The sequence below is a fragment of the Streptomyces sp. Go-475 genome (assembly GCF_003330845.1).
In the GTDB taxonomy this organism is placed as follows: Bacteria; Actinomycetota; Actinomycetes; order Streptomycetales; family Streptomycetaceae; genus Streptomyces.
In genome coordinates this window covers 2805624-2831423 of the sequence record NZ_CP026121.1, presented here as the reverse complement: position 1 = coordinate 2831423, position 25800 = coordinate 2805624, and the positions used below count along the sequence as shown (strand labels likewise).

Below are 25800 nucleotides of genomic sequence, written 5' to 3'. Positions count from 1 at the left end.
TTCGGGGGCGCGGGGAACTGCGCGACAAGCCACGACGAACCCGCACACACGCGACGACACAAACCACCCCCGGCCAATGTCACTGCCCCTCCGTAGACTGGGCCCCGTGAGCGAGCTCCCTCCAGACCACAGCGCCGACGACCAGCCCGACCCCCTCAACACCTTCGACGAGATCATCGCGGAGGAAACCACCCGCGACCCCGACCTCGCGGTCATCGAAGCCGGCAGCCGGACCCTGCGCACCCAGGGCGGCCCCCCGGAGGCCGACATCCCCACCCGGCCCGCCGACCCCGAGGTGGACAAGGCCCTGCGTGAGGTCGAGGCGGAGCTCGCCACGCGCTGGGGCGAGACCAAGCTGGAGCCCTCCGTCAGCCGCATCGCCGCGCTGATGGACGTGCTCGGGGAGCCGCAGCGGTCGTACCCGTCGATCCACATCACCGGCACCAACGGCAAGACCTCCACGGCCCGCATGATCGAGGCCCTGCTCGGCGCCTTCGAGCTGCGCACCGGCCGCTACACCTCGCCGCACGTGCAGTCGATCACCGAGCGCATCAGCCTGGACGGCGCCCCCATCTCGCCCGAGCGGTTCATCGAGACGTACCAGGACATCAAGCCGTACGTGGAGATGGTCGACGCCGCGCAGGAGTACCGGCTGTCCTTCTTCGAGGTGCTCACCGGCATGGCGTACGCGGCCTTCGCCGACGCCCCCGTGGACGTCGCCGTCGTCGAGGTCGGCATGGGCGGCTCCTGGGACGCCACGAACGTGATCGACGGTGACGTCGCCGTCGTCACGCCCATCGACCTCGACCACACCGACCGGCTCGGCACCACGCACGCCGAGATCGCCACGGAGAAGGCCGGCATCGTCAAGCAGGACGCCACCGTCATCCTGGCGCAGCAGCCGGTCGAGGCGGCGCAGGTGCTGTTGAAGAAGGCCGTCGAGGTGGACGCGACCGTGGCCCGCGAGGGCCTGGAGTTCGGCGTCGTGGACCGGCAGGTGGCCGTCGGCGGGCAGCTGCTGACGCTGCGCGGCCTCGGCGGCGAGTACACCGAGGTGTACCTGCCGCTGCACGGCGCGCACCAGGCGCACAACGCGGCCGTGGCGCTCGCCGCCGTCGAGGCGTTCTTCGGCGTCGGCGCGCAGCGGCCCGACCCGCTGGACCTGGACACGGTCCGCAAGGCGTTCGCCGCCGTCGCCTCCCCGGGCCGGCTGGAGGTCGTGCGCCGGTCGCCGACCGTCGTGCTCGACGCCGCCCACAACCCGGCGGGTGCCCGGGCCGCGGCCGACGCGATCGGGGAGGCGTTCCAGTTCAGCCGCCTCATCGGTGTCGTCGGCGCGAGCGGCGACAAGAACGTACGGGGGCTGCTGGAGGCGTTCGAGCCGGTGTTCGCCGAGGTCGTCGTCACGCAGAACTCCAGCCACCGCGCGATGGACGCCGACGAGCTGGCCGGCATCGCCGTCGAGGTGTTCGGCGAGGACCGCGTCCAGGTCGAACCGCGGCTGCCCGACGCGCTGGAGGCCGCGATCACGCTGGCCGAGGAGGAGGGCGAGTTCGCGGGCGGCGGCGTGCTCGTCACCGGTTCCGTCATCACCGTCGGCGAGGCCCGACTGCTCCTGGGGAAGGGCTGACATCCCGTGCGTACGCTCTGTTCTTCGACGCTGATCGGCGAGTTCTTCATCATCGGCTTCGCCGGGCTGGTCGCCATGAAGGACCCCGACCTGTCCATGACGACCGTGTGGACGGTCAGCGGCGTCGCGATGTTCCTGTGCCTGGTGCTGTGCGGACTGGTGACGCGCCCGGGCGGGGTGGTGCTCGGCTGGGCGCTGCAGATCGCGCTCATCGCGTCGGGCTTCGCCGTGCCCATGATGTTCTTCCTGGGCGTGGTCTTCGCGGCCCTGTGGTGGGCGTCGGTGCACTACGGGCGGAAGGTGGACGAGGCGAAGGCGAGATTCGCGGCCCAGGCCGGCTCCTCCACACCTGACGCTGTGTAACAGGCGGCCCGACACGCCGGGTAATCTCGTCCCACCCGCACAACCTTGACGCATAAGGAGCCCGTCGTGAGCCAGCGCACCCTCGTCCTCCTCAAGCCCGACGCCGTCCGTCGTGGCCTGACCGGCGAGATCATCAGCCGCATCGAGCGCAAGGCGGGCTGGGCGATCACCGCGCTGGAGCTGCGCACCCTGGACCAGGACACGCTGGAGCAGCACTACGGCGAGCACAAGGGCAAGCCCTTCTACGAGCCGCTGGTGGAGTTCATGGCCTCCGGGCCGGTCGTGGCGATGATCGTCGAGGGTGAGCGGGTCATCGAGGGGCTGCGCCAGTTGGCCGGGCCGACCGACCCGATCGCCGCCGCGCCCGGCTCCATCCGCGGCGACTACGGCGTGATCGTCCGGGAGAACCTGATCCACGCCTCCGACTCCGAGGAGTCCGCCGAGCGCGAGGTGAAGATCTTCTTCCCGGGTCGCGCGTAAAGGGCGAAGGACCGGCGAAGTCTGGGAGCACCGCTCCCAGACTTTTCCGGCATATGCGTGGCGATCGAGGGAACGATGCTCCCCGAACGCCCGTCTCCACAAGCGAACCCGTGCGGCATCTGCTGACAATGGCGGAGACCCTCCCGCAGTGTTCGCGAAGGCGCGTCTACGATGGAAGCCTTCACGTCACAGCACCCACCTTTGCCTACCTGAAAAGCCCTCAAAAGCTAGTGGGAAGGCCAGACGAATCCTGATGGGGAACTCAATGTCGTTCATCGGCCGTGACATGGCTGTCGACCTCGGGACCGCCAACACGCTGGTGTACGTCAGGGGTCGCGGGATCGTACTCAACGAGCCGTCCGTCGTCGCGATCAACACCAACACCGGTGGCATCCTCGCGGTCGGCGCCGAAGCGAAGAAGATGATCGGGCGCACGCCCGGCAACATCGTTGCCGTTCGTCCGCTGAAGGACGGCGTGATCGCCGACTTCGAGATCACCGAGCGGATGCTCCGCTACTTCATCCTGAAGATCCACAAGCGGCGGTATCTGGCTCGTCCGCGGGTCGTCGTCTGTGTGCCCTCGGGCATCACGGGCGTCGAGCGCCGTGCCGTCATCGAGGCGTCGTCCCAGGCCGGCGCCCGCCAGGTGCACATCATCGAGGAGCCCATGGCCGCGGCCATCGGCTCCGGCCTGCCGGTCCACGAGGCCACGGGCAACATGGTGGTCGACATCGGCGGCGGCACGACGGAGGTCGCGGTCATCTCCCTCGGCGGCATCGTCACCGCCCAGTCCATCCGGGTGGCGGGCGACGAACTGGACAACGCGATCATCCAGCACATCAAGAAGGAGTACTCGCTCCTGCTGGGTGAGCGGACGGCCGAGCAGATCAAGATCACGATCGGTTCGGCGTACGACCTCGACACCGACGAGCACACCGAAATCCGCGGCCGGGACCTGGTCTCCGGGCTGCCGAAGACCGTCGTCATCTCCGCGGCCGAAGTCCGCAAGGCGATCGAGGAGCCGGTCAACGCCATCGTCGACGCCGTCAAGACGACCCTCGACAAGTGCCCGCCGGAGCTGTCCGGCGACATCATGGACCGAGGAATCGTTCTGACCGGCGGCGGAGCGCTGCTGCGGGGCCTGGACGAGCGGCTGCGCCGGGAGACCGGGATGCCGATCCACATCGCCGAGGACCCCCTGGACAGCGTGGCGCTCGGGTCCGGCAAGTGCGTCGAGGAGTTCGAGGCGCTGCAGCAGGTGCTGGACGCCCAGCCGCGCAGATGACGTAACTCTTCGATTCCGCCGTACGGGACGATCTCCTCTCGTGCGGCGGATCGTTGATACAGCTGCATAAGCTCCCACAAAGCAGCCCCTCGGTTTTCCCTGGGGCTTCCCGAATTCCGATGAGGAAGGCACGGCCGCCGCACGTGAGGGACACACGAGAGAGCCGGCTGCTCCTGGTGCTGCTGATCGCCATCGCGTTCGCTCTGATCACGGTGGACATCCGCGGTGGGGAGGATTCGCCCGTCGACGGTGCCCGGCAGGCCGCGGCCACGGTCTTCGGCCCGATCGAGAGCGGTGTGTCGGCCGCGGTCGACCCGGTCGGCAACGCGGTCTCCGCCATCCGTGACTCCGGCGAGCGGCACGACCGGCTCGCCGCGCTGGAGGAGGAGAACGCGGCCCTGAAGGCCCGGCTCGGCAGCGACGACCGCGCCCGCAGCCGCCTCAAGCAGCTCGACAAGATGCTGAAGGTCGCCGGGCAGGGCCAGTACGGCATCAAGGGCGCGGAGGTCATCGCCATAGGAGCGGCGCAGGGCTTCTCCTGGACCATCACCATCGACGTCGGCGCCAACGACGGCATCAAGCGCGACATGACCGTCCTGAACGGCGACGGGCTGGTCGGCCGGGTCACCACGGTCGGGCCCAACACCGCGACGGTCCTGCTCGCCAGCGACCCCGACTTCACGGTCGGCACGCGCATGGAGGCCAGCGACGAACTGGGCTTCGCCTCCGGGCAGGGCGACCGTCCGCTGCGCGTCGAACTCCTCAACGGCAAGGCCGAGGTGAAGAAGGGCGACCGCCTCGTCACCTTCGGCTCGCAGGCCGACCGGCCGTTCGTGCCCGGCGTGCCCGTCGGCGTGGTCTCCCGCGTCGACCCCTCCGGCGGCGGCCTGACCCGCACGCTGTACGTCACGCCGTACGCGAGCTTCACCAAGCTCGACATCGTCGGCGTCGTCGTCGAGGCCCCGAAGAAGGACCCCCGCGACACGGTGCTCCCGCCCAAGCCCAAGCCCACCCCGAGGCCGACGGTGACGGTGACCGTGACGCCGTCCGCCGAGGCGCCCGCAGACGGCCAGAACCAGCAAGAGCAGTAGGAGCTGTCACCCCATGCGCGTCAACCGGATCCTGCTCTCGTCCGCCCTGGTCGTCGTCGCCCTGGTGATCCAGGTGAGCGTCCTCGCCCGCCTCCATCTGCCGGGCGCGGTGCCCGACCTGATGCTGCTGACCGTCCTCGGCCTCGCGCTGGTGTACGGGCATGTCGGCGGCGCCCTCGTCGGCTTCGCCGCGGGCCTGCTCGCCGACCTGGCCCCGCCCGCCGACCACGCCGCCGGGCGGTACGCCCTCGTGCTGTGCGTCATCGGCTATCTCGCCGGCCTGGTGAAGCCGGAGACGGGCCAGCTGAAGTCCGCCACCGGCCCGATGGTCGTGGTGGTCGCCGCCGCGGTCGGCTCGACCCTGTTGTACGCCGGTGTCGGCGCCCTCGTCGGCGACACCGCCGCCCGCCATGTGGGCCTGGGCAGCCTGTTGTTCACGGCCGCTCTGTACGACCTGCTGCTCGCCCCGTTCGTGGTGCCTGGGGTGATGGCCCTGGCCCGGCGTGCGGAGAACGATCCGCTGGCCGAGTCCACGTCGGCCGCCGCCAAGGCCACGGACATCTCCTCCGGCTGGCTCGCCGGCGGCACCGGCCTGAGGATCGGCAGCCAGCGCAACGGCCTGCGGGTGAAGGCGGCCCGGGCCCGGATGGCGCGGGCCGGGCGCATCAAGGGGGTCAAGCGGCTGTGAACGCGGCGAAGTTCACCCGAACGGATCGGTCCGGTCGGAACGACGGGGCGTGGGCCGACCGTTCACCACTCGTCACCGCCCGTCGATCATCCGTCGTCATCACCCACCCGAACGCGCACTGAGAGGGGGAGGCAGCCGCAGTGACCAACATTCCCGAGACCGGCCGGAACCCACGGGTCCAGATCCGGCTCGTCGTCATCCAGGTCCTCGTCCTCTCCCTGCTCCTCACCCTGGGCGGACGCCTGTGGTACCTCCAGATCCGTGAGGGCGCCGCGTACGCCAAGGAGGCGTCCGGGAACCACGTCCAGCAGGTCGTCCAGCCGGCCGTACGCGGCTCGATCCTGGACGCGCGCGGAGTGGCCCTGGCCGACAACGAGACCAGACTGGTCGTCTCCGCGTCCCGCACCGACCTGCTGAAGATGCCGGACGACGGCAAGGACGTCCTCACCAAGCTCGCCGGAGTCCTGGGCATGACCCCCAAGGAGGTCATGGAGAAGGTCCGGCTGTGCGACGCCGAGACGCCCCAGCCCTGCTGGAACGGCTCGCCCTACCAGCCCATCCCCATCACCGACGAGGCCACGCCCAAGCAGGCCCTGCAGATCCGCGAGCGCGCCGAGGACTTCCCCGGCATCACCGCCGAGCCGGAGGCCGTGCGCCGCTACCCGAGCCCGGGCAAGGCCAACACCGCCCAGGTCCTCGGCTACCTCTCGCCGGTCACCGACGAGGAGATCAAGCAGGCGCAGAACACCAACTCGCCGTACCTGCGCTCCGACCAGGTCGGCCGCTCGGGCCTGGAGCGCCAGTACGACAAGCAGCTGCGCGGCAAGGCCGGCGTCACGCGCTACGAGGTCGACAACCTCGGCCGCGTCATCGGCCAGGCCGAGGCCGACCCGGCCCACCCCGGTGACAACCTCGTCACCAGCATCGACGCCCGCGTCCAGCGGATCGCCGAGTACCAGCTGAACGAGGCCATGAAGGAGGCCCGCAAGCAGCACGACCGGAACACCGGCACCAACTACAAGGCGGACTCCGGCGCCGTCGTCGTCATGGAGGCCAAGACCGGCCGCGTCGTCGCCATGGCCTCCAACCCGACGTACGACCCGAACGCCTGGGTGGGCGGCATCTCCGCCAAGGACTACGCGCGGCTCACCGGCAAGAAGTCCAACTACCCGCTGCTCAACCGCGCCATCCAGGGCCAGTCGGCGCCCGGCTCCATCTTCAAGGTCATCCCGACGGCCGCCGCCGTCAACGCGGGCTACTCCTTCAACGGCCCCTACCAGTGCTCCAGCTCGTACTCCATCGGCGGCCAGGTCTTCAAGAACTTCGAGTCCAAGGGATACGGCCCGATCAGCCTCGGCCGCGCCCTGGAGGTCTCCTGCGACACGGTCTTCTACCGGCTCTCCCACGAGGAGTGGAAGAAGGACGGCGGCACGAAGCCGAAGAAGAACGCCAACGACTGGTTCTACAAGACCGCCCACCAGTTCGGCCTCGGCAAGGAGACCGGCATCGACCTGCCCAACGAGGTCACCGGCCGCGTCCCCGACCGCAAGTGGAAGCTGGACTACTGGAAGGCCAACAAGGACGCCTGGTGCCGCACCGGCAAGCGCAACGGCAGCTACGCCGAGAAGATCGCCTACGAGAACTGCCTCGAAGGCAACCGCATGCGCGCCGGTGACTCCGTCAACTACTCCATCGGCCAGGGCGACACGCTCGTCACGCCCATCCAGATGGCCACCATCTACGCCGCCATCTCCAACGGCGGCACGATGTACACGCCCTCGGTCGGCAAGGCCGTCATCAGCGCCGACGGCAAGACGGTCACACCGATCAAGCCCAAGGCGCACGGCAAGCTGCCGATGAGCCAGAAGACGCGCAACGAGATAGACGAAGCCCTCGCGGGAGTCGCCACCCGCGGTACGGCCGCCTGGAGGTTCGGCGGCTGGCCGCAGGACAAGATCCCGATGCACGCCAAGACGGGAACGGCCGAGGTCTACGGCAAGCAGACGACCTCCTGGTTCGCCACGTACACCAAGGACTACTCGATCGTCATGACGATCTCCCAGGGCGGTACGGGCTCCGGCGCCTCGGGCCCCGCCGTCCGCAACATCTACAACGCGCTGTACGGCGTCTCCGAGGACGGCGACATCGACCCGAAGAAGGCGCTGCTGCCCACACCGGAGAAGGCCCTGCCGAAGGTCAAGACGGACGGCACCATCGCCTCCCCGAAGATCTCCAAGGACCCGGCCAAGGACCAGCAGGCCAAGAAGAAGGACCCGAACGCCCCGGCCGACCCGCTCCAGCCGGCGACGGCGGCCCCGCCGACGCCGGAGAACCGTGACACCCGAAGGCGCCGGCGCCGGCGGGGAAGCCGGAGGTTGCCGACATGACCGGCGGTGTGAACAGCTTCCAGGTCTCCGGCTACGGGCCCGAGCGCACCGGCTGGACGCGGCTCCTCGCCCGTGACTCGGTCACGCGGCGGCTCGACTGGCCGATCCTGCTGTCGGCGCTGGCCCTGTCGCTGCTCGGCACGCTGCTGGTCTACTCGGCGACCCGCAACCGCACGGAGCTGAACCAGGGCGACCCGTACTTCTTCCTCATCCGGCACCTGCTGAACACCGGCATCGGCCTCGCCCTGATGGCCGGCACCATCTGGCTCGGCCACCGCGGCCTGCGCACGGCCGTGCCGATCCTGTACGGCCTGTCGGTGCTGCTGATCCTGCTGGTGCTCACGCCGCTCGGCTCCACGATCAACGGCGCCCACTCCTGGATCAAGCTCCCCGGCGGCTTCTCCCTCCAGCCCTCGGAGTTCGTGAAGGTCACGATCATCCTGGGCATGGCGATGCTGCTGGCGGCCCGGGTCGACGCGGGCGACAAGCAGTACCCCGACCACCGCACGGTCATGCAGGCGCTGGGCCTGGCCGCCGTGCCCATGCTGATCGTGATGCTCATGCCCGACCTCGGGTCGGTCATGGTCATGGTCATCATCGTGCTCGGTGTGCTGCTCGCCTCCGGCGCCACCAACCGGTGGGTGTTCGGCCTGCTGGGCGCGGGCGCGGCCGGCGCGATCGCCGTCTGGCAGCTCGGCGTGCTCGACGACTACCAGATCGCCCGCTTCGCCGCTTTCGCCAACCCCGAACTCGACCCGGCCGGCGTCGGCTACAACACCAACCAGGCCCGCATCGCCATCGGCTCCGGCGGACTGACCGGCTCGGGCCTCTTCCACGGCTCGCAGACCACCGGACAGTTCGTCCCCGAGCAGCAGACGGACTTCGTCTTCACAGTGGCGGGGGAGGAGCTGGGCTTCCTCGGCGGCGGCCTGATCATCCTGCTGCTCGGCATCGTGCTGTGGCGGGCCTGCCGGATCGCCCGGGAGACGAGCGACCTGTACGGCACGATCGTGGCCGCCGGCATCGTCGCCTGGTTCGCCTTCCAGACGTTCGAGAACATCGGCATGACGCTCGGCATCATGCCGGTCACCGGCCTGCCGCTGCCGTTCGTGTCGTACGGCGGTTCGTCGATGTTCGCCGTGTGGATAGCGGTCGGTCTGTTGCAGTCGATCCGGGTGCAGAGACCGATGTCGGCGTGAACATCGGGCGGGGCGGCCCCCTGCCGCCCCGCTGTCCGGCCGACTAGATTCGGGTCATGGCGGACACGAAGCGTGAGATCGAGCGGAAGTACGAGTCGAAGGACAGCGGGCTTCCGGACCTGACCGGTGTCGCCGGGGTCGCGGACGTCGTCGACAAGGGCGTCGCCCAGCTCGACGCCACCTACTACGACACCGCCGACGAACGCCTCGCCGCGTCGTCCGTCACCCTGCGCCGCCGCACCGGCGGCTCCGACGCGGGCTGGCACCTGAAGTTCCCGGTCGCCCCCGGCGTCCGCGACGAGATCCACGCCCCGCTGTCCGACACCCTGCCCGACGACCTCGCCGGGCTGGTCCGTTCCCGGGTCCGCGACAGCGAGCTGCTGCCCCTGGTCCGGCTCCGCTCCGACCGGGACGTACGGCACCTCGTGGACGCCGCCGGCCGGCTGCTCGCCGAGGTCAGCGTCGACGCCGTGCACGCCGCGCGGCTCACGGCGGGCGGCGGCGAGGCGCAGTGGACCGAGATCGAGGTGGAACTGGCCGACGGGGGTGACCCGGCCTTCCTCGACCAGGTGGAGAAGCGGCTGCGCAAGGCGGGCGTACGGCCGTCGAAGTCGCCGTCGAAGCTCGCACGCGCCCTCGCGGAGACCGCGCCTCGAAAGCGGCGTGCGTCCGCCTCCGCGGGGGACCCGGTGACCGTCGGCGACCACGTGCTCGCCTACGTGCGCGCACAGCGGGACGCCCTCGTCGAACTCGACCCGGCCGTCCGCCGCGACGTCGAGGACTCCGTGCACCGCATGCGCGTGGCCACCCGCAGGCTGCGCAGCACCTTCAAGTCGTTCGGCGAGGTCCTCGACCGGACCGTCACCGACCCGGTCGGCGACGAGCTGAAATGGCTGGCCGGCGAGCTGGGCCTGGACCGCGACCGCGAGGTGCTGACCGGGCGGCTGACGGCGGCCCTCGGAGAGGTGCCCGCCGCGCTGGTCCGCGGCCCGGTCGAGCAGCGCCTGAGCACCTGGTCGAACGCCGAGCACGGCGGGGCGCGCGGCCGGCTCATCGGCGTCCTCGACTCCCGCCGCTACCTCGCCCTGCTCGACACCCTGGACGCCCTGATCGCCCACCCGCCGCTGCGGAAGGCGGCCGGGAAGAAGCCCGGCAAGACGGTCGCCAAGGCCGTACGGAAGGACTTCCGCAAGGTCACCGGGCTGGTCGAGCGGGCCCTGGAGCTGGAACCCGGCACCGACCGGGACGTCGCGCTGCACGAGGTCCGCAAGAAGGCCAAGCGCACCCGCTACGCCGCGGAGGCCGCCGCCCCCGCCCTCGGCAAGCCGGCCAGGACCATGGTCAAGTCCATGAAGTCGCTGCAGAACCTGCTGGGCGAGCACCAGGACAGCGTGATGGCCCGCCAGACCCTGCGCGAGCTGTCCGCCGTCGCCCACGCGGCGGGGGAGAGCGCCTTCACCTACGGCCTGCTCCATGAGCGCGAGGAGCAGCGGGCCGTGTGCGTGGAGGCCGAGCTGCCCGGGTTCTGGGACGGGATCAACAGCAGGGCGAAGGCCCTGTGATCCCCGGGGCGTACGGAGGGGGGCCGCGGGCGCGTTAGTCTGGATGGTCACCCCTGCCAGCACACGAAGGTTCCGTGAGATGCCTGCCGAAGCCGCCGAGTCTGTGTTCCCGCAGCTCGAAGCTCTGCTCCCGCATGTGCAGAAGCCGATCCAGTACGTCGGCGGAGAGCTCAACTCCACGGTCAAGGACTGGGAGTCCTGCGATGTCCGCTGGGCGCTCATGTACCCGGACGCCTACGAGGTCGGCCTGCCCAACCAGGGCGTCCAGATCCTCTACGAGGTCCTGAACGAACAGCAGGGCGTCCTCGCCGAGCGCACCTACAGCGTGTGGCCGGACCTGGAGGAGCTGATGCGCGAGCACGGCGTCCCCCAGTTCACGGTCGACAGCCACCGCCCGGTGAAGGCGTTCGACGTGCTCGGCCTGTCCTTCTCCACGGAGCTCGGCTACACGAACATGCTGGCCGCCCTGGACCTGTCCGGCATCCCGCTGGAGTCCAAGGACCGCGGCCCGGACGACCCGATCGTCCTGGCCGGCGGCCACGCCGCGTTCAACCCCGAGCCCATCGCGGACTTCATCGACTGCGCCGTGATCGGTGACGGCGAGCAGGCCGTCCTGGAGATCACCGCGATCGTCCGCGCCTGGAAGGCCGAGGGCCGCCCCGGCGGCCGCGAGGAGCTGCTGTTCCGCCTGGCGAAGACGGGCGGGGTGTACGTCCCCGGCTTCTACGACGTCGAGTACCTGCCGGACGGCCGTATCGCCCGAGTCGTACCGAACCGCAGCGGTGTGCCGTGGCGGGTGTCCAAGCACACCGTGATGGACCTGGACGAGTGGCCGTACCCCAAGCAGCCCCTCGTCCCGCTGGCCGAGACGGTCCACGAGCGCATGTCGGTGGAGATCTTCCGCGGCTGCACGCGCGGCTGCCGCTTCTGCCAGGCCGGCATGATCACCCGCCCGGTCCGCGAGCGCTCCATCACGGGCATCGGCGACATGGTCGAGCAGGGCCTGAAGGCGACCGGGTTCGAGGAGGTCGGCCTGCTGTCGCTGTCGTCCGCGGACCACAGCGAGATCGGCGACATCGCCAAGGGCCTCGCGGACCGCTACGAGGACGACAAGATCGGCCTGTCGCTGCCGTCGACCCGGGTGGACGCCTTCAACATCGACCTGGCGAACGAGCTGACCAGGAACGGCCGCCGCTCGGGCCTCACCTTCGCCCCCGAGGGCGGCTCGGAGCGCATCCGCAAGGTCATCAACAAGATGGTCTCGGAAGAGGACCTGATCCGCACGGTCGCGACGGCGTACGGCAACGGCTGGCGCCAGGTGAAGCTGTACTTCATGTGCGGCCTGCCCACCGAGACCGACGACGACGTCCTGCAGATCGCCGACATGGCGACGAAGGTCATCGCCAAGGGCCGCGAGGTGTCGAAGTCCAACGACATCCGCTGCACGGTCTCGATCGGCGGCTTCGTCCCCAAGCCGCACACGCCCTTCCAGTGGGCCCCGCAGCTCTCCGCCGAGGAGACCGACGCCCGCCTGGCCAAGCTCCGCGACAAGATCCGCGGCGACAAGAAGTACGGCCGCTCCATCGGCTTCCGCTACCACGACGGCAAGCCCGGCATCGTCGAGGGCCTGCTCTCCCGGGGCGACCGTCGCATCGGCGCGGTCATCCGCGCGGTCTACGACGACGGCGGCCGCTTCGACGGCTGGCGCGAGCACTTCTCGTACGACCGCTGGATGGCCTGCGCGGACAAGGCCCTGGAGCCGTTCGGCGTGGACGTCGACTGGTACACCACCCGCGAGCGCACCTACGAGGAGGTCCTCCCCTGGGACCACCTCGACTCGGGCCTGGACAAGGACTGGCTCTGGGAGGACTGGCAGGACGCCCTCGACGAGACCGAGGTCGAGGACTGCCGGTGGACGCCGTGCTTCGACTGCGGGGTGTGCCCGCAGATGGACACGCACATCCAGATCGGCCCGACGGGCAAGAAGCTGCTGCCCCTGACCGTCAAGAACGCGGCACCCGCGCCGAGCGGGCACGCGCACTGAGGTGACGTCGGCTGAGCCCCCCTCCGCTGCGGAGGGGGGCTCGGTGCTGTCTCCGGCTCGGTCCTCGCCCGTCGCCGGCGCGCCGAACCCGCGGCAGACCGAGAGGTGAGAGGCGGGTCCCCCGGGGGACCCGCTGTAGAGGCCGGTTCGGTGACGCTCCCCCGGGGGGCCGGCCCGGCCAGGTTCCCCCAGTTCGGAATGTGTGCTGGGGGAGCCGCCGTGGAGGGGGCGGGGATTCCGTGGTGGCTGGATCCGGACGGGCCGCTGCGGCGTCTACCACGGTATGGATCTGGAGAAACCGTCCCGCGAGGGTGCCGAGCCGCGGGTCGACCTGCGCAAGCCGCCGGCCGGACCGCCGGCCCGGCGGGAGCCGGAGGTGCCCGGGGGGTGCCTCGCCGTCGCGATCCGGATCCCGGTGCGGATCGTCGTGCTCGTGCTGGTCGTCCCCGTGCGGATGGCGTGGGACGCGCTCGTCGTCGCCGGGCGGTTCCTGAACGACGTGCTGTTCCGGCCGCTCGGGCGGGCGCTGCTGTGGCTCGGTCGGGCCGTGTTCGTCTGGCCGTTCGTGGGACTGTGGCGGCACGTCGTCGTCCCGGTGGGCAAGGCCCTCGGGTGGCTCGGGAACGTCCTCGTCGTCGTGCCCCTGGTGTGGCTGTACCGGTACGTCCTCACGCCGGTGGGACACGCGGCCGCCTGGGCGGGGCGGGGGATCGGTGCCGCTCTCGGCTGGGTGTACGGGCATCTGCTCACGCCCCTCGGGCACGCCGCGATGTGGGTCCTGAAGGGGCTCGGCGCCGGGCTCGCCGCGATCGGGATCGGCGTGTACACGGCCGTGGCGTGGCTCGCGCGGTACCTCGTCGTCGTGCCGGCCGTGTGGCTGTACACGTGGGTGCTGGCGCCCGTCGGACGCGCGCTCGTCTGGTGCGCGAAGGGACTGGTGTGGCTGGTGAGCATGGTCGTCACCGGCATCGGCACGGCCCTCTACTGGATCGCCCGGATCCTGCTCGTCCTGCCCGCCCTCGCCCTCTGGCGCTGGGTCCTCACACCGGTCGGACGCGTCCTGGCCGTCGTCGGACGGGAGATCCTGGACGCCCTCGGGCACGCCTGGCGGATCGCCGGGCACATCTCGCTCGCCGTCGGGCGGTTCCTCGGCACCCTCTTCCGGTGGATCTTCGTCGAGCCGGTGCGGTGGGTGTACCGCAGCGTGCTCACCCCCGTCGGACACGTCGTACGGGACACCGTCCTGCGGCCCGCCGCCGAGGCCGCCCGCAGTGTGGGACGGGCCACCCGGCAGGCCCTGGCCGCCGCCCGGGAGACCGTACGGCAGGCGCGTGCCGACGTCCGGCGGATGCTCTTCGGAGAGCCCCGGCGACCCCGGCCGCTCGACCGGAGGGAACCTTCGGGCCGCGAGGCACGTACTCTTGGTAGCAGTACGACCGCTCTCACGAAGGACTGAACGACACTGGGCAAGCGACAGCCCGAAGGCCCGCCGCCCGCACCCGCGGTGCAGCGCATCCGACTGCGCTACACCAAGCGCGGCCGCCTCCGGTTCACCAGCCACCGTGACTTCCAGCGCGCCTTCGAGCGTGCGTTGCGCCGTGCCGAGGTGCCGATGGCCTACTCGGCGGGCTTCACACCGCACCCGAAGGTGTCGTACGCCAATGCCGCACCCACCGGCACGGGCAGTGAGGCGGAGTACCTGGAGATCGCGCTCACCGCGCCGCGTGACCCGGAGCAGCTCAGGGCCCTTCTCGACGAGTCGCTGCCCGCCGGGCTCGACATCGTCGAGGCGGTCGAGGCCCGCACCTCGGGCCTCGCCGACCGGCTGACCGCTTCCGTCTGGGAGCTGCGGCTGGACGGCGTGTCGCAGGAGGAGGCCCGCCGAGCGGTGGACGCCTTCAACGCGGCCGAGACGGTCGAGGTCCAGCGCCTCGCCAAGAACGGCGTCCGCACGTTCGACGCCCGCTCCGCCGTCGTGAGCCTGGAGAGCCGCGACCTCGCAGAAACGCAGAGTTCGCAGGCTGATAGGCCGACCGACCACCCCTGTGCGATACTGCGGCTGGTTGTTCGGCACGTGACGCCTGCCGTACGACCCGACGACGTCCTGTCCGGTCTCCGCGCCGTGGCCGACCTGGCGCCGCCGGTCCCCGCAGCGGTGACCAGGCTGGCGCAGGGGCTGTTCGATGAAGAGACCGGCACGGTGACCGACCCGCTCGCGCCCGACCGCGAGGCAGCTCCGGCCCACTCAACGGCCGAATCGACTGCCGCCGCGACGGCGCCGGCGTAAGGAAGGTCCCGCGTAGGGACGGACGTCGTAGCGCCGCCCTCGGACTCGGGAGCCACCTGGGTCGGGCAGCGCACCGACCAGAAGACTTTCGCCAGGCCGTACGCATTCGGCGTACGGAACCGGCGAGACAGGACACAGAGAGCTCCCGTGCGGCGCCCGCGCCCCGGACGGCGGCGAACGCGCACAGCGCGCGCCGCGGACGTCACCGGCATCGCCGGACCAGGCGCGGCGCCCGGGAGCCTGACGGGAGAAAAGCCCGCATGCTCGAACCGACCGAACCCACAGGGTCCTCACAGGGCTCCGAACAGAACACCCCCAGCGACACCCTGCCGCCCCGCCGACGGCGCCGTGCCGCGTCCCGCCCGGCCGGTCCGCCCGCCGGTGCCTCGTCCGACGCGCCGGTGGAGACCGTCGCGCCGGCCATACCGGCCGCCGAGCCCGATGAGCTCGTGACCGGCCTCGACGAGACCGACGAGGCCGAGGAAGCCGCCGCGGAGGTGACCGAGACCTCCGAGGCCGCCGCGAGCGCCGGGGACGAGAAGCCGGCCGAGGCCGTGGCCGAGCAGGCCGAGCCCGCCGGGCGCAAGCGGCGCCGTGTGGTGCGCCGGGCCTCCGCGCCCGCCGGTGCCCCGGCCGCCGCGGAAGCCGCGGAGACCGTGGTGCCCACCGCCGCTCCGGCCGCCTCCGAGGCAGCGGAACAGGCCGAGGCCCCCGCCGCGGTGTCCGAGGACGCCGCTCCCCGGCGTACCCGGCGCCGTGCGACGCGCACGGTGACCTCGCCCGCCGCGGCTCCGGCCGAGGCGGAGACGGGACAGACCGAGCCGAGCGGCTCCGAGCCCGCTGCCGCCGCCGAAAGCACCGAAGCCGCCGCCTCCGAGGACGCGGCTCCCCGCCGGACCCGTCGCCGTGCCTCGCGCCGCGTGTCCGCGCCCGCCGGGACGCCTGCGGACGCGCCCGAAGGGACCGCCGAGGAGGCGAAGACCCCCGTGACCGAGACCCCGGCCGAGGCCGGCGCCGCCGAGGCCGCGCCCGCGTCTCCGGCTCCCGCCGAGGCCGCTGCCGCCGAGGCCCCCGCCGAAGCCGCCCCCGCCGCTCGGACCGCCGAGAAGGCCGGTGCCGCCGAGCCCGCCGAGGGGGCCGAGGAAGCCGCACCGCGTCGGCGCCGGCGGGTCGTCCGCAGGGCCGCCGGTGGTTTCGCCGAGCCCGCGCAGCCGGCTCAGTCCGCGCAGCGCCCCCAGCGCGGCGCCGGTGCGGCTGCCGGTGAGAGTGAGCCGTCGGCGCGTCCGGCGCGGCCCGCCGTCGCGCTGTTCCAGGCGCCCGTGTTCACCGAGCCCCAGTTCCAGACGCCGGAGCGGGCCGCCGCCGCTGCCGCCGCCGAGGCGGCCGGGGCCGAGGAGCCCGAGGAGTTCGCCCCGGCCGAGGACATCCGCGAGGAGCAGCCGTCCGGGTCGCGCCGCCGGCGCCGCCGCCGGGGCGCAAGCGAGGAGCCCGAGGCCCAGGCCGCCGAGGCCCCCGCCGCCGCGACCGCCGTCGACGACACCGACGACGAGGCCGAGGACTCCGCCGAGGACCAGGCCGACCTCGACGACCAGGACGAGTCCGAGGGGACCGGCTCGCGCCGCCGCCGTCGCCGGGGCGGCCGCCGCCGCCGGCGGGGCGAGTCCGCCGACTCCGACGCCGAGGCGGGCGAGGCCGCGGACGCCGAGTCCGAGCAGGTCTCCGCCGCCCAGGCCGCGCAGGACGCCGAGGACACCGCCGAGCAGACCGAGGAGGACCGGGAGGAGGCCGACGAGGCCGACGACCGTGACGAGTCGGCCGGCGGAGGCGGCTCCAGCAGCAGCCGCCGGCGCCGTCGCCGCCGTCGCCGAGCCGGTGACACCGCCGTCGAGGCCGAGCCCTCCGACGACGACCCGGAGCGCACGGTCGTCAAGGTCCGCGAGCCCCGCCCGAAGGCCGAACCCTCTGACGAGGTGCAGTCCATCAAGGGCTCGACGCGTCTGGAGGCCAAGAAGCAGCGCCGCCGTGAGGGCCGCGAGCAGGGCCGCCGCCGCGTGCCGATCATCACGGAGGCCGAGTTCCTCGCCCGGCGCGAGGCCGTCGAGCGCGTGATGGTCGTCCGGCAGAACGGCGACCGTACGCAGATCGGCGTCCTCGAGGACAACGTGCTCGTCGAGCACTACGTCAACAAGGAGCAGGCGGTCTCGTACGTCGGCAACGTCTACCTCGGCAAGGTGCAGAACGTGCTGCCGTCGATGGAGGCCGCCTTCATCGACATCGGCAAGGGCCGCAACGCCGTGCTGTACGCCGGTGAGGTCAACTTCGAGGCGCTCGGCATGGCCAACGGGCCGCGGCGCATCGAGTCCGCCCTGAAGTCCGGGCAGTCCGTGCTCGTCCAGGTGACGAAGGACCCCATCGGGCACAAGGGCGCGCGTCTGACCAGCCAGGTCTCCCTGCCCGGCCGCTACCTCGTGTACGTGCCCGAGGGCTCCATGACCGGCATCAGCCGCAAGCTGCCCGACACCGAGCGGGCCCGGCTGAAGACGATCCTCAAGAAGATCGTCCCCGAGGACGCGGGCGTCATCGTGCGCACCGCCGCCGAGGGCGCGAGCGAGGACGAGCTGCGCCGGGACGTCGAGCGGCTGCAGCAGCAGTGGGAGGACATCCAGAAGAAGGCCAAGAACGGCAACGCGCCGACGCTGCTGTACGGCGAGCCGGACATGACCGTCCGGGTCGTGCGCGACATCTTCAACGAGGACTTCTCCAAGGTCGTCGTCAGCGGCGACGAGGCGTGGTCGACGATCCACGGGTACGTCTCGCACGTGGCGCCGGACCTCGCCGAGCGGCTGCAGAGGTGGACCTCCGAGGTCGACGTCTTCGCCACGTACCGGATCGACGAGCAGCTCGCCAAGGCCCTGGACCGCAAGGTCTGGCTGCCCAGCGGCGGCTCGCTGGTGATCGACCGGACCGAGGCGATGGTCGTCGTCGACGTCAACACCGGCAAGTTCACCGGCCAGGGCGGCAACCTGGAGGAGACCGTCACCAGGAACAACCTGGAGGCGGCCGAGGAGATCGTGCGCCAGCTGCGGCTGCGCGACCTCGGCGGCATCATCGTCATCGACTTCATCGACATGGTGCTGGAGTCCAACCGGGACCTGGTGCTGCGGCGCCTGCTCGAATGCCTGGGCCGGGACCGTACGAAGCACCAGGTCGCCGAGGTGACCTCGCTGGGCCTGGTGCAGATGACCCGCAAGCGGGTCGGCCAGGGCCTGCTGGAGTCCTTCTCCGAGACCTGCGTCCACTGCAACGGCCGCGGCGTCATCGTGCACATGGAGCAGCCGACCTCCGCCGGGGGCGGCGGCAAGCGCAAGAAGCGCGCGCGTGCCGGTGCCGCCGAGCAGCCGCACGTCCACGAGGCCGCCGTCGAGACCGCCGAGCAGGAGGCCGAGACCGAGGCCGAGGTCGGTGCCGAGGTCGCCGAGCCGATCGCGCTGCCCGAGCCGGCCTTCGAGCCCGACGAGGAGCTGTACAGCAGCGCCGCCGAGGCGGAGGCCGCGGCCACCCGTGGACGGACGCGGCGCCGGGCGAGCCGGCGGGCGTCGGCTCCGGCGGGTTCGCCGCGCGGTGAGGCCGCCGAGCAGCGCAAGGACAGGTCCGAGCAGTCCAAGGGCAAGGCTGGACAGGTCGAGGACAAGGCCGGGCAGGTCGAGGCCGAGGTTCCCACGGCTCAGGACGTGACGGCCGCACAGGAGGCCGCCCGCCCGGTGCAGCCGGAGCCGGCCGCCGAGGCACAGGCCGAGCCGGTGGCCGTGGAGGACCCGGTGGTCGAGGCGGCGCAGGCCGAACAGCCCGCGCAGCCCGAGCAGGCCGCCGTGGCCGAGGAGGCCGCGCCCAAGGGCCGCACCCGGCGGCGGGCCACCCGCAAGGTGTCCGCTCCGGCCGGCTCGCCGGCGGGTGCCGAGGCGGCCGTGGTGACGGTCGCCGAGACCGCGCCCGCGGCGTCCGAGGCCCCGCAGGCGACCGAGCAGGCCGAGCAGCCCGAGCAGGCCGAGCAGCCCGCCGAGGCGCCCGCCGAGCCCGCCGCCCCGGCCCGTCCGCGGCGCCGGGCCGTGCGCAAGTCCACCGCGCCCACCGCGTCCGAGGAGGCGGCCGTCGTGGTCGTCCCGTCGGCCCCGGCGGAGGAAGCGGCGCAGACCGCCGCCGCGGCCGCCGAGGCGGACGAGACCGGCGAGACGGCCGAGGAGCCCGCCCCGGCCAAGAAGACGGCCCGCAAGACGGCCAAGAAGGCCACGGCGAAGAAGGCCGCCACCAAGAAGACCGCGGCGAAGAAGACCACCGCGGCCAAGAAGACGACGGCCAAGAAGGCGGCGAAGACCACCAAGACCGCCGCCAAGAAGACCACGTCGAAGAAGACCGTCGCGGCGGAGCAGTCCTCCGGGTCCTCCGTCACGGCCTCCACCGACGAGGCCTGACCGGCCCGACGTCCCCGGGGGCGTGCGTGATCCACGCGCACGCCCCGGGGACACGACCGGCGTGACCGGTCGCACAGGGGGCGGGGCCGGCTCGGTTTGACCCCTTCGGCCGCGGCCCCGTAACCTTGACCGTCGGCGTGTCGACTGACGCGTCACATCCCCGTAAACCTCATCCTCCGGGCGCCGGGCGCCCAGGAGAGGCCGCCCGCTCTGCCGGGCGGCTGGCCTGCGGGGGTGCCGTTTCCCGAGCGAGAGAGTGAGTTCCGCGTGTACGCCATCGTGCGCAGCGGTGGTCGCCAGCACAAGGTTGCTGTCGGCGACATCGTTGAGGTTGACAAGATTTCCACTGCCAAGGTTGGCGACACGGTCGAGCTCTCGACCCTGCTCGTTGTCGACGGCGACGCCGTGACCAGCGACCCGTGGGTGCTGGCCGGCATCAAGGTCCAGGCCGAGGTCGTGGACCACCACAAGGGGCAGAAGATCGACATTCTGCGCTACAAGAACAAGACCGGTTACCGCCGTCGCCAGGGCCACCGCCAGCAGTACACGGCGATCAAGGTCACCGAGATCCCCACGGCTGCGAAGTAAGGGACTGAGGAGAAATGGCACACAAGAAGGGCGCATCGTCCACTCGGAACGGTCGCGACTCCAATGCCCAGCGGCTCGGCGTGAAGCGCTTCGGCGGTCAGGTCGTCAACGCTGGTGAGATCCTGGTCCGTCAGCGCGGCACCCACTTCCACCCGGGTGCGGGCGTCGGCCGTGGCGGCGACGACACGCTGTTCGCGCTGCAGGCCGGTTCGGTGCAGTTCGGCACCCACCGTGGCCGCAAGGTCGTGAACATCGTTCCGGTCGCCTGATCGGACACTCTCGCGAGGCGGACCTCACTTCCCGTTGCGGGAAGGCGGGTCCGCCTTTCGCTTGTTGAACAAGTACATCTCGTTGAACAAGCACGTTTCGTTGAACAAGTACATCGCGTACGTACTTCTGGAGGCACCTACCATGACCACCTTCGTGGACCGCGTCGAGCTGCATGTCGCCGCGGGTAACGGAGGCCACGGCTGTGCCTCCGTCCACCGTGAGAAGTTCAAGCCGCTGGGCGGCCCGGACGGCGGCAACGGCGGCCGCGGCGGGGACGTGATCCTCACCGTCGACCAGTCCGTCACCACGCTGCTCGACTACCACCACTCCCCGCACCGCAAGGCCACCAACGGCAAGCCCGGCGAGGGCGGCAACCGTTTCGGCAAGGACGGGCAGGACCTGGTCCTGCCGGTGCCGGACGGCACGGTCGTGCTGGACAAGGCGGGCAACGTCCTCGCGGACCTGGTCGGGCACGGCACGTCCTTCGTGGCCGCGCAGGGCGGCCGGGGCGGGCTCGGCAACGCGGCGCTGGCCTCCGCGCGGCGCAAGGCGCCCGGCTTCGCGCTGCTCGGCGAGCCGGGGGACGTCCGGGACGTCGTCCTGGAGCTGAAGACGGTCGCCGACGTGGCGCTCGTCGGCTACCCGAGCGCGGGCAAGTCGTCCCTGATCTCGGTGCTGAGCGCCGCCAAGCCGAAGATCGCCGACTACCCCTTCACCACGCTGGTGCCGAACCTCGGTGTCGTCACTGCCGGTTCGACGGTCTACACGATCGCCGACGTGCCCGGGCTGATCCCGGGAGCCAGCCAGGGCAAGGGCCTGGGGCTGGAGTTCCTGCGGCACGTGGAGCGGTGCAGCGTGCTGGTGCACGTCCTGGACACCGCCACGCTGGAGTCGGACCGCGACCCGGTCTCCGACCTCGACGTCATCGAGGAGGAGCTGCGGCAGTACGGCGGTCTGGACAAGCGTCCGCGGATCGTCGTCCTGAACAAGATCGACGTACCGGACGGCAAGGACCTGGCCGACATGGTGCGACCCGACCTGGAGGCCCGCGGGTACCGCGTGTTCGAGGTGTCGGCCGTGGCGCACACGGGTCTGAAGGAGCTGTCGTACGCGCTCGCGGACCTCGTCGCGAAGGCGCGGGCCGCGAAGCCGAAGGAAGAGGCCACGCGGATCGTCATCCGGCCCAAGGCCGTGGACGACACGGGCTTCACCGTGACGCGCGAGGCCGACGGGCTGTTCCGGGTGCGCGGCGAGAAGCCCGAGCGGTGGGTGCGGCAGACCGACTTCAACAACGACGAGGCGGTCGGCTACCTCGCGGACCGGCTCAACCGGCTCGGTGTCGAGGAAGAGCTGATGAAGGCGGGGGCCCGCAGCGGTGACGGCGTCGCCATCGGCCCGGAGGAGAACGCCGTGGTCTTCGACTGGGAGCCGTCCGTGATGGCCGGAGCCGAGATGCTCGGCCGGCGCGGTGAGGACCACCGGCTGGACGAGGCGCGGCCGGCCGCGCAGCGCCGCAGGGACCGGCAGGCCGAGCGGGACGAGGCGCAGCGGGAGTTCGACGACTTCGAGCCGTTCTGAGCGTCCTGAGCTCTCTGAGCGTCCCGAGTTAACGGAAAGCAAACGCGCAACGGACTTCGGGGCAACCAAGTCACCGTGCGGTGAGTCGTACTGGGCGGCGCGGAGCGGATCTTGTTCCGCTCCGCGTGGCAACTGCCCAGCGGATCACCGGAGTTCACGTGCCCCAGTCCATGAGCAAGCGCAGACTCGGCCGAACGGTCGCGGCGGCCGTCGCCGTCGTCGCGGCCGTCACCACCCCGGCGATCGCGCACGCCGAGCCCGCCGCCCGGTCCGCCGCCGAGTCCACCGCGGCGAAGCTCCACGACGACTTCAACGGCGACGGCTACCCCGACCTCGCGGTGGCCGCCCCGAGCGCGACCGTCGGCGGCAAGAAGGGCGCCGGCTACGTCGCCGTCGTCTACGGCTCCGCGAACGGGCTGAACGTCACGACGCGGCAGGTCCTCAGCCAGAGCACGGCCGGTGTGCCCGGCAGCCCCGAGACGGACGACGCCTTCGGCAGCGCGCTCACCACCGCGGACCTCGACCGCGACGGGTACGCGGACCTGGTTGTCGGCGTGGGCCGCGAGGACACCGCCGACGGCGGCGCCGAGTCCGGGCTCGTCGAGGTCCTGTGGGGCGGTCCGAAGGGCCTGTCCGGCGGTGCCGTCCTGGCCACCGGGAAGGCGTACGACGGGCTCGGCGGCCAGGGGCGCCTGACCGTCGGCGATGTGAACGGCGACGGTGCCGGGGACCTGGTGACCGTGGAGAACCAGTTCGACCTGCGCGTGCTGAACGGCCCGTTCTCCCGGGACGGCGTCACGGAGCGCGGCGGGCAGCTCGTGCGGGACGAGTTCGACAGCCGCGTTCTCGACCTGGCCACCGGTGACATCAACGGCGACGGCATCGCCGACGTCGCCGCCACCGAGAACGACGGCGACGAGTTCGACGCCCGCCGGGTCGTGTACTGGCCGGGCGGCGAGCAGGGGCTCTCCCCGTACACCACCGTGCCGGGCGCTGACGGCCACCGGCTCCAGGGCGGTGAGAACCTCGACGTCGGGGACATCGACCGGGACGGCTTCGACGACATCGTGGTCGGTCGGGCCGTCGACGGGTACGACAGCGACCTCGACAACCCCGCCGTCAGGGGCGGCCGGGTCACCTGGATCCCGGGCGGCCCGGACGGCGCCGACGGCACCAGGGCCCGGCACCTCAACCAGGACAGCCCCGGCGTGCCCGGCTCCGCCGAGAAGGGCGACGGCTTCGGGACGGACGTCCAGATCGCCGACGTCACCGGCGACGGCCACCCGGACGTGGTGACCGGCCTGCCCGGCGAGGACCTGGGCGCGGTGTCCGACGCGGGCGCGGTCGTCGTCCTGCGCGGCACCGCGGACGGGCTCACCGGCAGCGGAGCCCAGGTGGTCACGCAGAACACGTCCGGCGTGCCGGGTACCGCCGAGACGGCCGACGTGTTCGGCAAGGCCGTGCACCTCGCGGACGCGAACGGCGACGGCCTGGCCGACCTGGCCGCCGGCGCGCCGGGGGAGAACGGCAACGCCGGGTCCGTGTGGTACTTCCGGTCCGGCCCCACGACCGTCGTCAGCCCCAACGGCACCACGGCCTTCGGCAACACGCTCCTCGGTACGACCGCCTCAGGCGCCCGGCTCGGCACCGGTTTCGCATACTGATCACTCGTCAGACCCGCCCCGGTAAAGGCTTGTTCCAGCGCTGGCGGCGGGTCTCCCTTTGTCTGCTTAGTTGTCATGTACGTGAACCCCGGCGTTCAGCGGGCGGAGTGCCCGCGAGCGTGAAGCTTCCCCGTGTCCATGTGGCCAGCGAGGTAAGGGAGTCAGCCGATGACCGGAGCAGTATCCCCCGACCGACGCCGCTTTCTGACCGCCGGTGCCGCGGCGCTCGGCGCCGCGGCCTCCGCCCAGCTGTGGGTCCCGGCCGCCGCCCGTGCGGCCGAGACACCGCTGCCCGACGGGGTGTTCAGCCTCGGCGTCGCCTCCGGGGACCCGCTGCCGGACGGCGTCGTGCTGTGGACCCGGCTCGCCCCGGACCCGCTGAACGGCGGCGGGATGCCCGACCGCGTGGTGCCGGTGGAGTGGCAGGTCGCGGAGGACCACCGGTTCAGAAAGCTCGTCCGCCGGGGCACCGCCCAGGCCCGCCCCGAGTACGGGCACAGCGTTCACGTGGACGTACGCGGGCTGCGCGCGGACCGCACCTACTGGTACCGCTTCCGCACCAGCGGGCAGCTCTCGCCCGCCGGCCGCACCCGCACCGCCCCCCACCCCTACAGCGCCGGCGGCTCCCTGCGCATGGCGCTGGCCTCCTGCCAGAACTGGCAGCACGGCTATTTCACGCCGTACGCCGACATGCTCGACCAGGACCCGGACGTCGTGGTGTTCGTCGGCGACTACATCTACGAGTCCACGCCCTCGGCGACGGCCCTGCGGCGGCACGAGGGCACCGGCGAGCCGTTCAGCCTCGTCCAATACCGCAACCGGTACGCCCAGTACCGCACCGACCCGGACCTCGCGGCGATGCACGCGAACGCGCCCTTCGTGGTGAGCTTCGACGACCACGAGGTGGACAACGACTTCGCCGGCGAGATCCCGCAGGACCCGGACAAGCAGCCGCACGACGCGTTCGTGGCCCGGCTGACCGCGGCCTACCAGGCGTTCTACGAGCACATGCCGGTCCGTGCCACCGCCGTGCCGAACGGACCGCACATCCGGATGTACCGCCGCCTGGAGTTCGGCCGCCTGGCCCGCCTCAACGTCCTGGACACCCGGCAGTACCGCAGCGACCAGGCCACCAGCCAGGAAGGCGCCCAGGACCCGTCGCTGACCATGCTGGGCGCGCGGCAGAAGCAGTGGCTGATGAACGGGCTCCAGGACTCGCCCGCCCGCTGGAACCTCATCGCCTCCCAGATCATGATGGCCGAGACGGACCTCAAGGTCGGCGAGGGCAAGCTCTGGTTCTACGACGCCTGGGACGGCTACCAGGCCGAACGCAACCGGTTCCTCAAGGAGTTCAAGCAGGTCCGCAACCCGGTCGTGCTCTCCGGCGACCGGCACCTGACGATGATCAGCGACCTCAAGGAGGACTACGCCGACCCGGACTCCGCGGTCGTCGGCGCCGAGTTCGTCGGCACCTCCATCTCCAGCAACGGCGACCAGGACCAGGCGGCCTTCCGCAGGGAGTGGGACCCGCGGCGGCCGGACAACCCGCACTGGAAGCTGCTCGACGCGCACCGCGGCTACCACCTCTTCGACATCCGCCGGGCCGGCATCGACGCGCAGGTGCGGGTGGTCGACACCGTGCGGCAGCCGACGGCGACGCCGAGCACCCTGGCCCGCCTGCGGGTCGAGGCGGGCCGCCCGGGCGTCGAGGTCGTCTGACCCGGCCCACGACCCGTCCGTGAGCCCGGGACTCCTCGGAGTCCCGGGCTCTTCGCCGTACGCGACGGGCGAGCCGTGTGAGAAGTCCGACCCGGGCCTGACGCGTATTGTTCTCGCCGAGACCGAATTGCTGCGGAATCTTGACCGGGAATTCCCCGGCAATGAGCCGCGGGGCGCGCGCTATTCGCGATCCGGTTCATGAAGAACGCGTGCAGCCCCGTGTCCCGGCACGTGAAGATCCGCACACGGCGGCCCTGGTCCGCGCCGCCTCCGGGGGCGGGTGTGGTGCGCGGAGGGCCGTCAAAGCGCGTACCGTGCACCGGACGTCGTCCAAGCACCTCGTGAAGGTCCCGGTCCACCGCCGCCCCGAGCGGCTCCGACGCCGCTGCGCTTCTGTGGAGTTACTCACAGCGCATTTCGCGCACGTCCACGGAACCGTCTCACCAATCACCAGGAGTGGGAGGTGAATGGCAGGTTGCGCGCACATATGCGGCGG

18 protein-coding genes are annotated in these 25800 nt (G+C 71.6%); all 18 read left to right on the top strand.

Features of this window, described 5'->3' with window-relative positions:
• The first annotated feature begins 106 nt into the window (after window positions 1-106).
• Window positions 107-1630, top strand: a complete 1524-nt coding sequence (locus C1703_RS12945; RefSeq protein ID WP_114252475.1) for a folylpolyglutamate synthase/dihydrofolate synthase family protein — start codon at window positions 107-109, stop codon at window positions 1628-1630.
• Window positions 1631-1636: 6 nt separating this feature from the next.
• Complete coding sequence (locus C1703_RS12940) at window positions 1637-1993, top strand: DUF4233 domain-containing protein (RefSeq protein ID WP_114252472.1); 357 nt, start codon at window positions 1637-1639, stop codon at window positions 1991-1993.
• A gap of 66 nt (window positions 1994-2059) precedes the next feature.
• The gene (gene ndk, locus C1703_RS12935; RefSeq protein ID WP_114252470.1) at window positions 2060-2473 is read left to right on the top strand and encodes a nucleoside-diphosphate kinase; all 414 of its coding nucleotides are present in this window, start codon (window positions 2060-2062) and stop codon (window positions 2471-2473) included.
• A gap of 265 nt (window positions 2474-2738) precedes the next feature.
• Window positions 2739-3758, top strand: coding sequence for a rod shape-determining protein (locus C1703_RS12930; RefSeq protein ID WP_006133575.1), 1020 nt, complete (start codon window positions 2739-2741; stop codon window positions 3756-3758).
• A gap of 143 nt (window positions 3759-3901) precedes the next feature.
• Window positions 3902-4849, top strand: a complete 948-nt coding sequence (gene mreC / locus C1703_RS12925; RefSeq protein WP_114252468.1) for a rod shape-determining protein MreC — start codon at window positions 3902-3904, stop codon at window positions 4847-4849.
• Window positions 4850-4862: 13 nt separating this feature from the next.
• On the top strand, window positions 4863-5537 hold the full coding sequence (gene mreD, locus C1703_RS12920) for a rod shape-determining protein MreD (RefSeq protein ID WP_114252466.1): 675 nt from the start codon (window positions 4863-4865) through the stop codon (window positions 5535-5537).
• 140 nt (window positions 5538-5677) lie between these two features.
• Window positions 5678-7924 (top strand): penicillin-binding protein 2, encoded by a 2247-nt coding sequence (gene mrdA, locus C1703_RS12915; RefSeq protein WP_114252464.1) that lies wholly within the window; start codon window positions 5678-5680, stop codon window positions 7922-7924.
• Window positions 7921-9123 (top strand): rod shape-determining protein RodA, encoded by a 1203-nt coding sequence (rodA, locus tag C1703_RS12910; protein ID WP_114252462.1) that lies wholly within the window; start codon window positions 7921-7923, stop codon window positions 9121-9123. The genes mrdA and rodA overlap by 4 nt, the downstream gene beginning before the upstream one ends.
• A 56-nt stretch (window positions 9124-9179) precedes the next feature.
• Window positions 9180-10685 (top strand): CYTH and CHAD domain-containing protein, encoded by a 1506-nt coding sequence (locus C1703_RS12905; RefSeq protein ID WP_114252460.1) that lies wholly within the window; start codon window positions 9180-9182, stop codon window positions 10683-10685.
• A gap of 79 nt (window positions 10686-10764) precedes the next feature.
• Window positions 10765-12729: a TIGR03960 family B12-binding radical SAM protein gene (locus C1703_RS12900; RefSeq protein WP_198678154.1), complete on the top strand. Its 1965-nt coding sequence runs from the start codon at window positions 10765-10767 to the stop codon at window positions 12727-12729.
• 283 nt (window positions 12730-13012) lie between these two features.
• Window positions 13013-14185: a hypothetical protein gene (locus C1703_RS12895; RefSeq protein ID WP_114252456.1), complete on the top strand. Its 1173-nt coding sequence runs from the start codon at window positions 13013-13015 to the stop codon at window positions 14183-14185.
• Between the two features lie 48 nt (window positions 14186-14233).
• Entirely contained in the window at window positions 14234-15016 is a 783-nt protein-coding gene (locus C1703_RS12890; protein ID WP_114252454.1) for a TIGR03936 family radical SAM-associated protein, read from the top strand.
• A 260-nt stretch (window positions 15017-15276) separates the two neighbouring features.
• A complete protein-coding gene (locus tag C1703_RS12885) occupies window positions 15277-19485 on the top strand; it encodes an Rne/Rng family ribonuclease (protein WP_114252452.1) in 4209 nt (1402 codons plus the stop codon).
• A gap of 267 nt (window positions 19486-19752) precedes the next feature.
• Window positions 19753-20073, top strand: a complete 321-nt coding sequence (gene rplU, locus C1703_RS12880) for a 50S ribosomal protein L21 (protein ID WP_003990208.1) — start codon at window positions 19753-19755, stop codon at window positions 20071-20073.
• A 14-nt stretch (window positions 20074-20087) separates the two neighbouring features.
• Window positions 20088-20342: a 50S ribosomal protein L27 gene (rpmA, locus tag C1703_RS12875; RefSeq protein ID WP_010041940.1), complete on the top strand. Its 255-nt coding sequence runs from the start codon at window positions 20088-20090 to the stop codon at window positions 20340-20342.
• 142 nt (window positions 20343-20484) lie between these two features.
• Window positions 20485-21921 (top strand): GTPase ObgE, encoded by a 1437-nt coding sequence (gene obgE / locus C1703_RS12870; RefSeq protein ID WP_114252450.1) that lies wholly within the window; start codon window positions 20485-20487, stop codon window positions 21919-21921.
• A 170-nt stretch (window positions 21922-22091) separates the two neighbouring features.
• Window positions 22092-23585, top strand: coding sequence for an FG-GAP-like repeat-containing protein (locus C1703_RS12865; RefSeq protein ID WP_114252448.1), 1494 nt, complete (start codon window positions 22092-22094; stop codon window positions 23583-23585).
• A gap of 168 nt (window positions 23586-23753) precedes the next feature.
• Entirely contained in the window at window positions 23754-25304 is a 1551-nt protein-coding gene (locus C1703_RS12860) for an alkaline phosphatase D family protein (RefSeq protein WP_114252446.1), read from the top strand.
• The last annotated feature ends 496 nt before the right edge of the window (window positions 25305-25800 follow it).

What these genes read in the sequence shown, in the direction of transcription:
- C1703_RS12930 (WP_006133575.1), top strand. Translation starts at nt 2,739, where the DNA reads ATGTCGTTCATCGGCCGTGACATGGCTGTCGACCTCGGGACCGCCAAC.
- mreD (WP_114252466.1), top strand. Translation starts at nt 4,863, where the DNA reads ATGCGCGTCAACCGGATCCTGCTCTCGTCCGCCCTGGTCGTCGTCGCC.
- rodA (WP_114252462.1), top strand. Translation starts at nt 7,921, where the DNA reads ATGACCGGCGGTGTGAACAGCTTCCAGGTCTCCGGCTACGGGCCCGAG.
- C1703_RS12905 (WP_114252460.1), top strand. Translation starts at nt 9,180, where the DNA reads ATGGCGGACACGAAGCGTGAGATCGAGCGGAAGTACGAGTCGAAGGAC.
- C1703_RS12900 (WP_198678154.1), top strand. Translation starts at nt 10,765, where the DNA reads ATGCCTGCCGAAGCCGCCGAGTCTGTGTTCCCGCAGCTCGAAGCTCTG.
- C1703_RS12895 (WP_114252456.1), top strand. Translation starts at nt 13,013, where the DNA reads ATGGATCTGGAGAAACCGTCCCGCGAGGGTGCCGAGCCGCGGGTCGAC.
- C1703_RS12885 (WP_114252452.1), top strand. Translation starts at nt 15,277, where the DNA reads ATGCTCGAACCGACCGAACCCACAGGGTCCTCACAGGGCTCCGAACAG.
- rpmA (WP_010041940.1), top strand. Translation starts at nt 20,088, where the DNA reads ATGGCACACAAGAAGGGCGCATCGTCCACTCGGAACGGTCGCGACTCC.
- obgE (WP_114252450.1), top strand. Translation starts at nt 20,485, where the DNA reads ATGACCACCTTCGTGGACCGCGTCGAGCTGCATGTCGCCGCGGGTAAC.
- C1703_RS12865 (WP_114252448.1), top strand. Translation starts at nt 22,092, where the DNA reads ATGAGCAAGCGCAGACTCGGCCGAACGGTCGCGGCGGCCGTCGCCGTC.
- C1703_RS12860 (WP_114252446.1), top strand. Translation starts at nt 23,754, where the DNA reads ATGACCGGAGCAGTATCCCCCGACCGACGCCGCTTTCTGACCGCCGGT.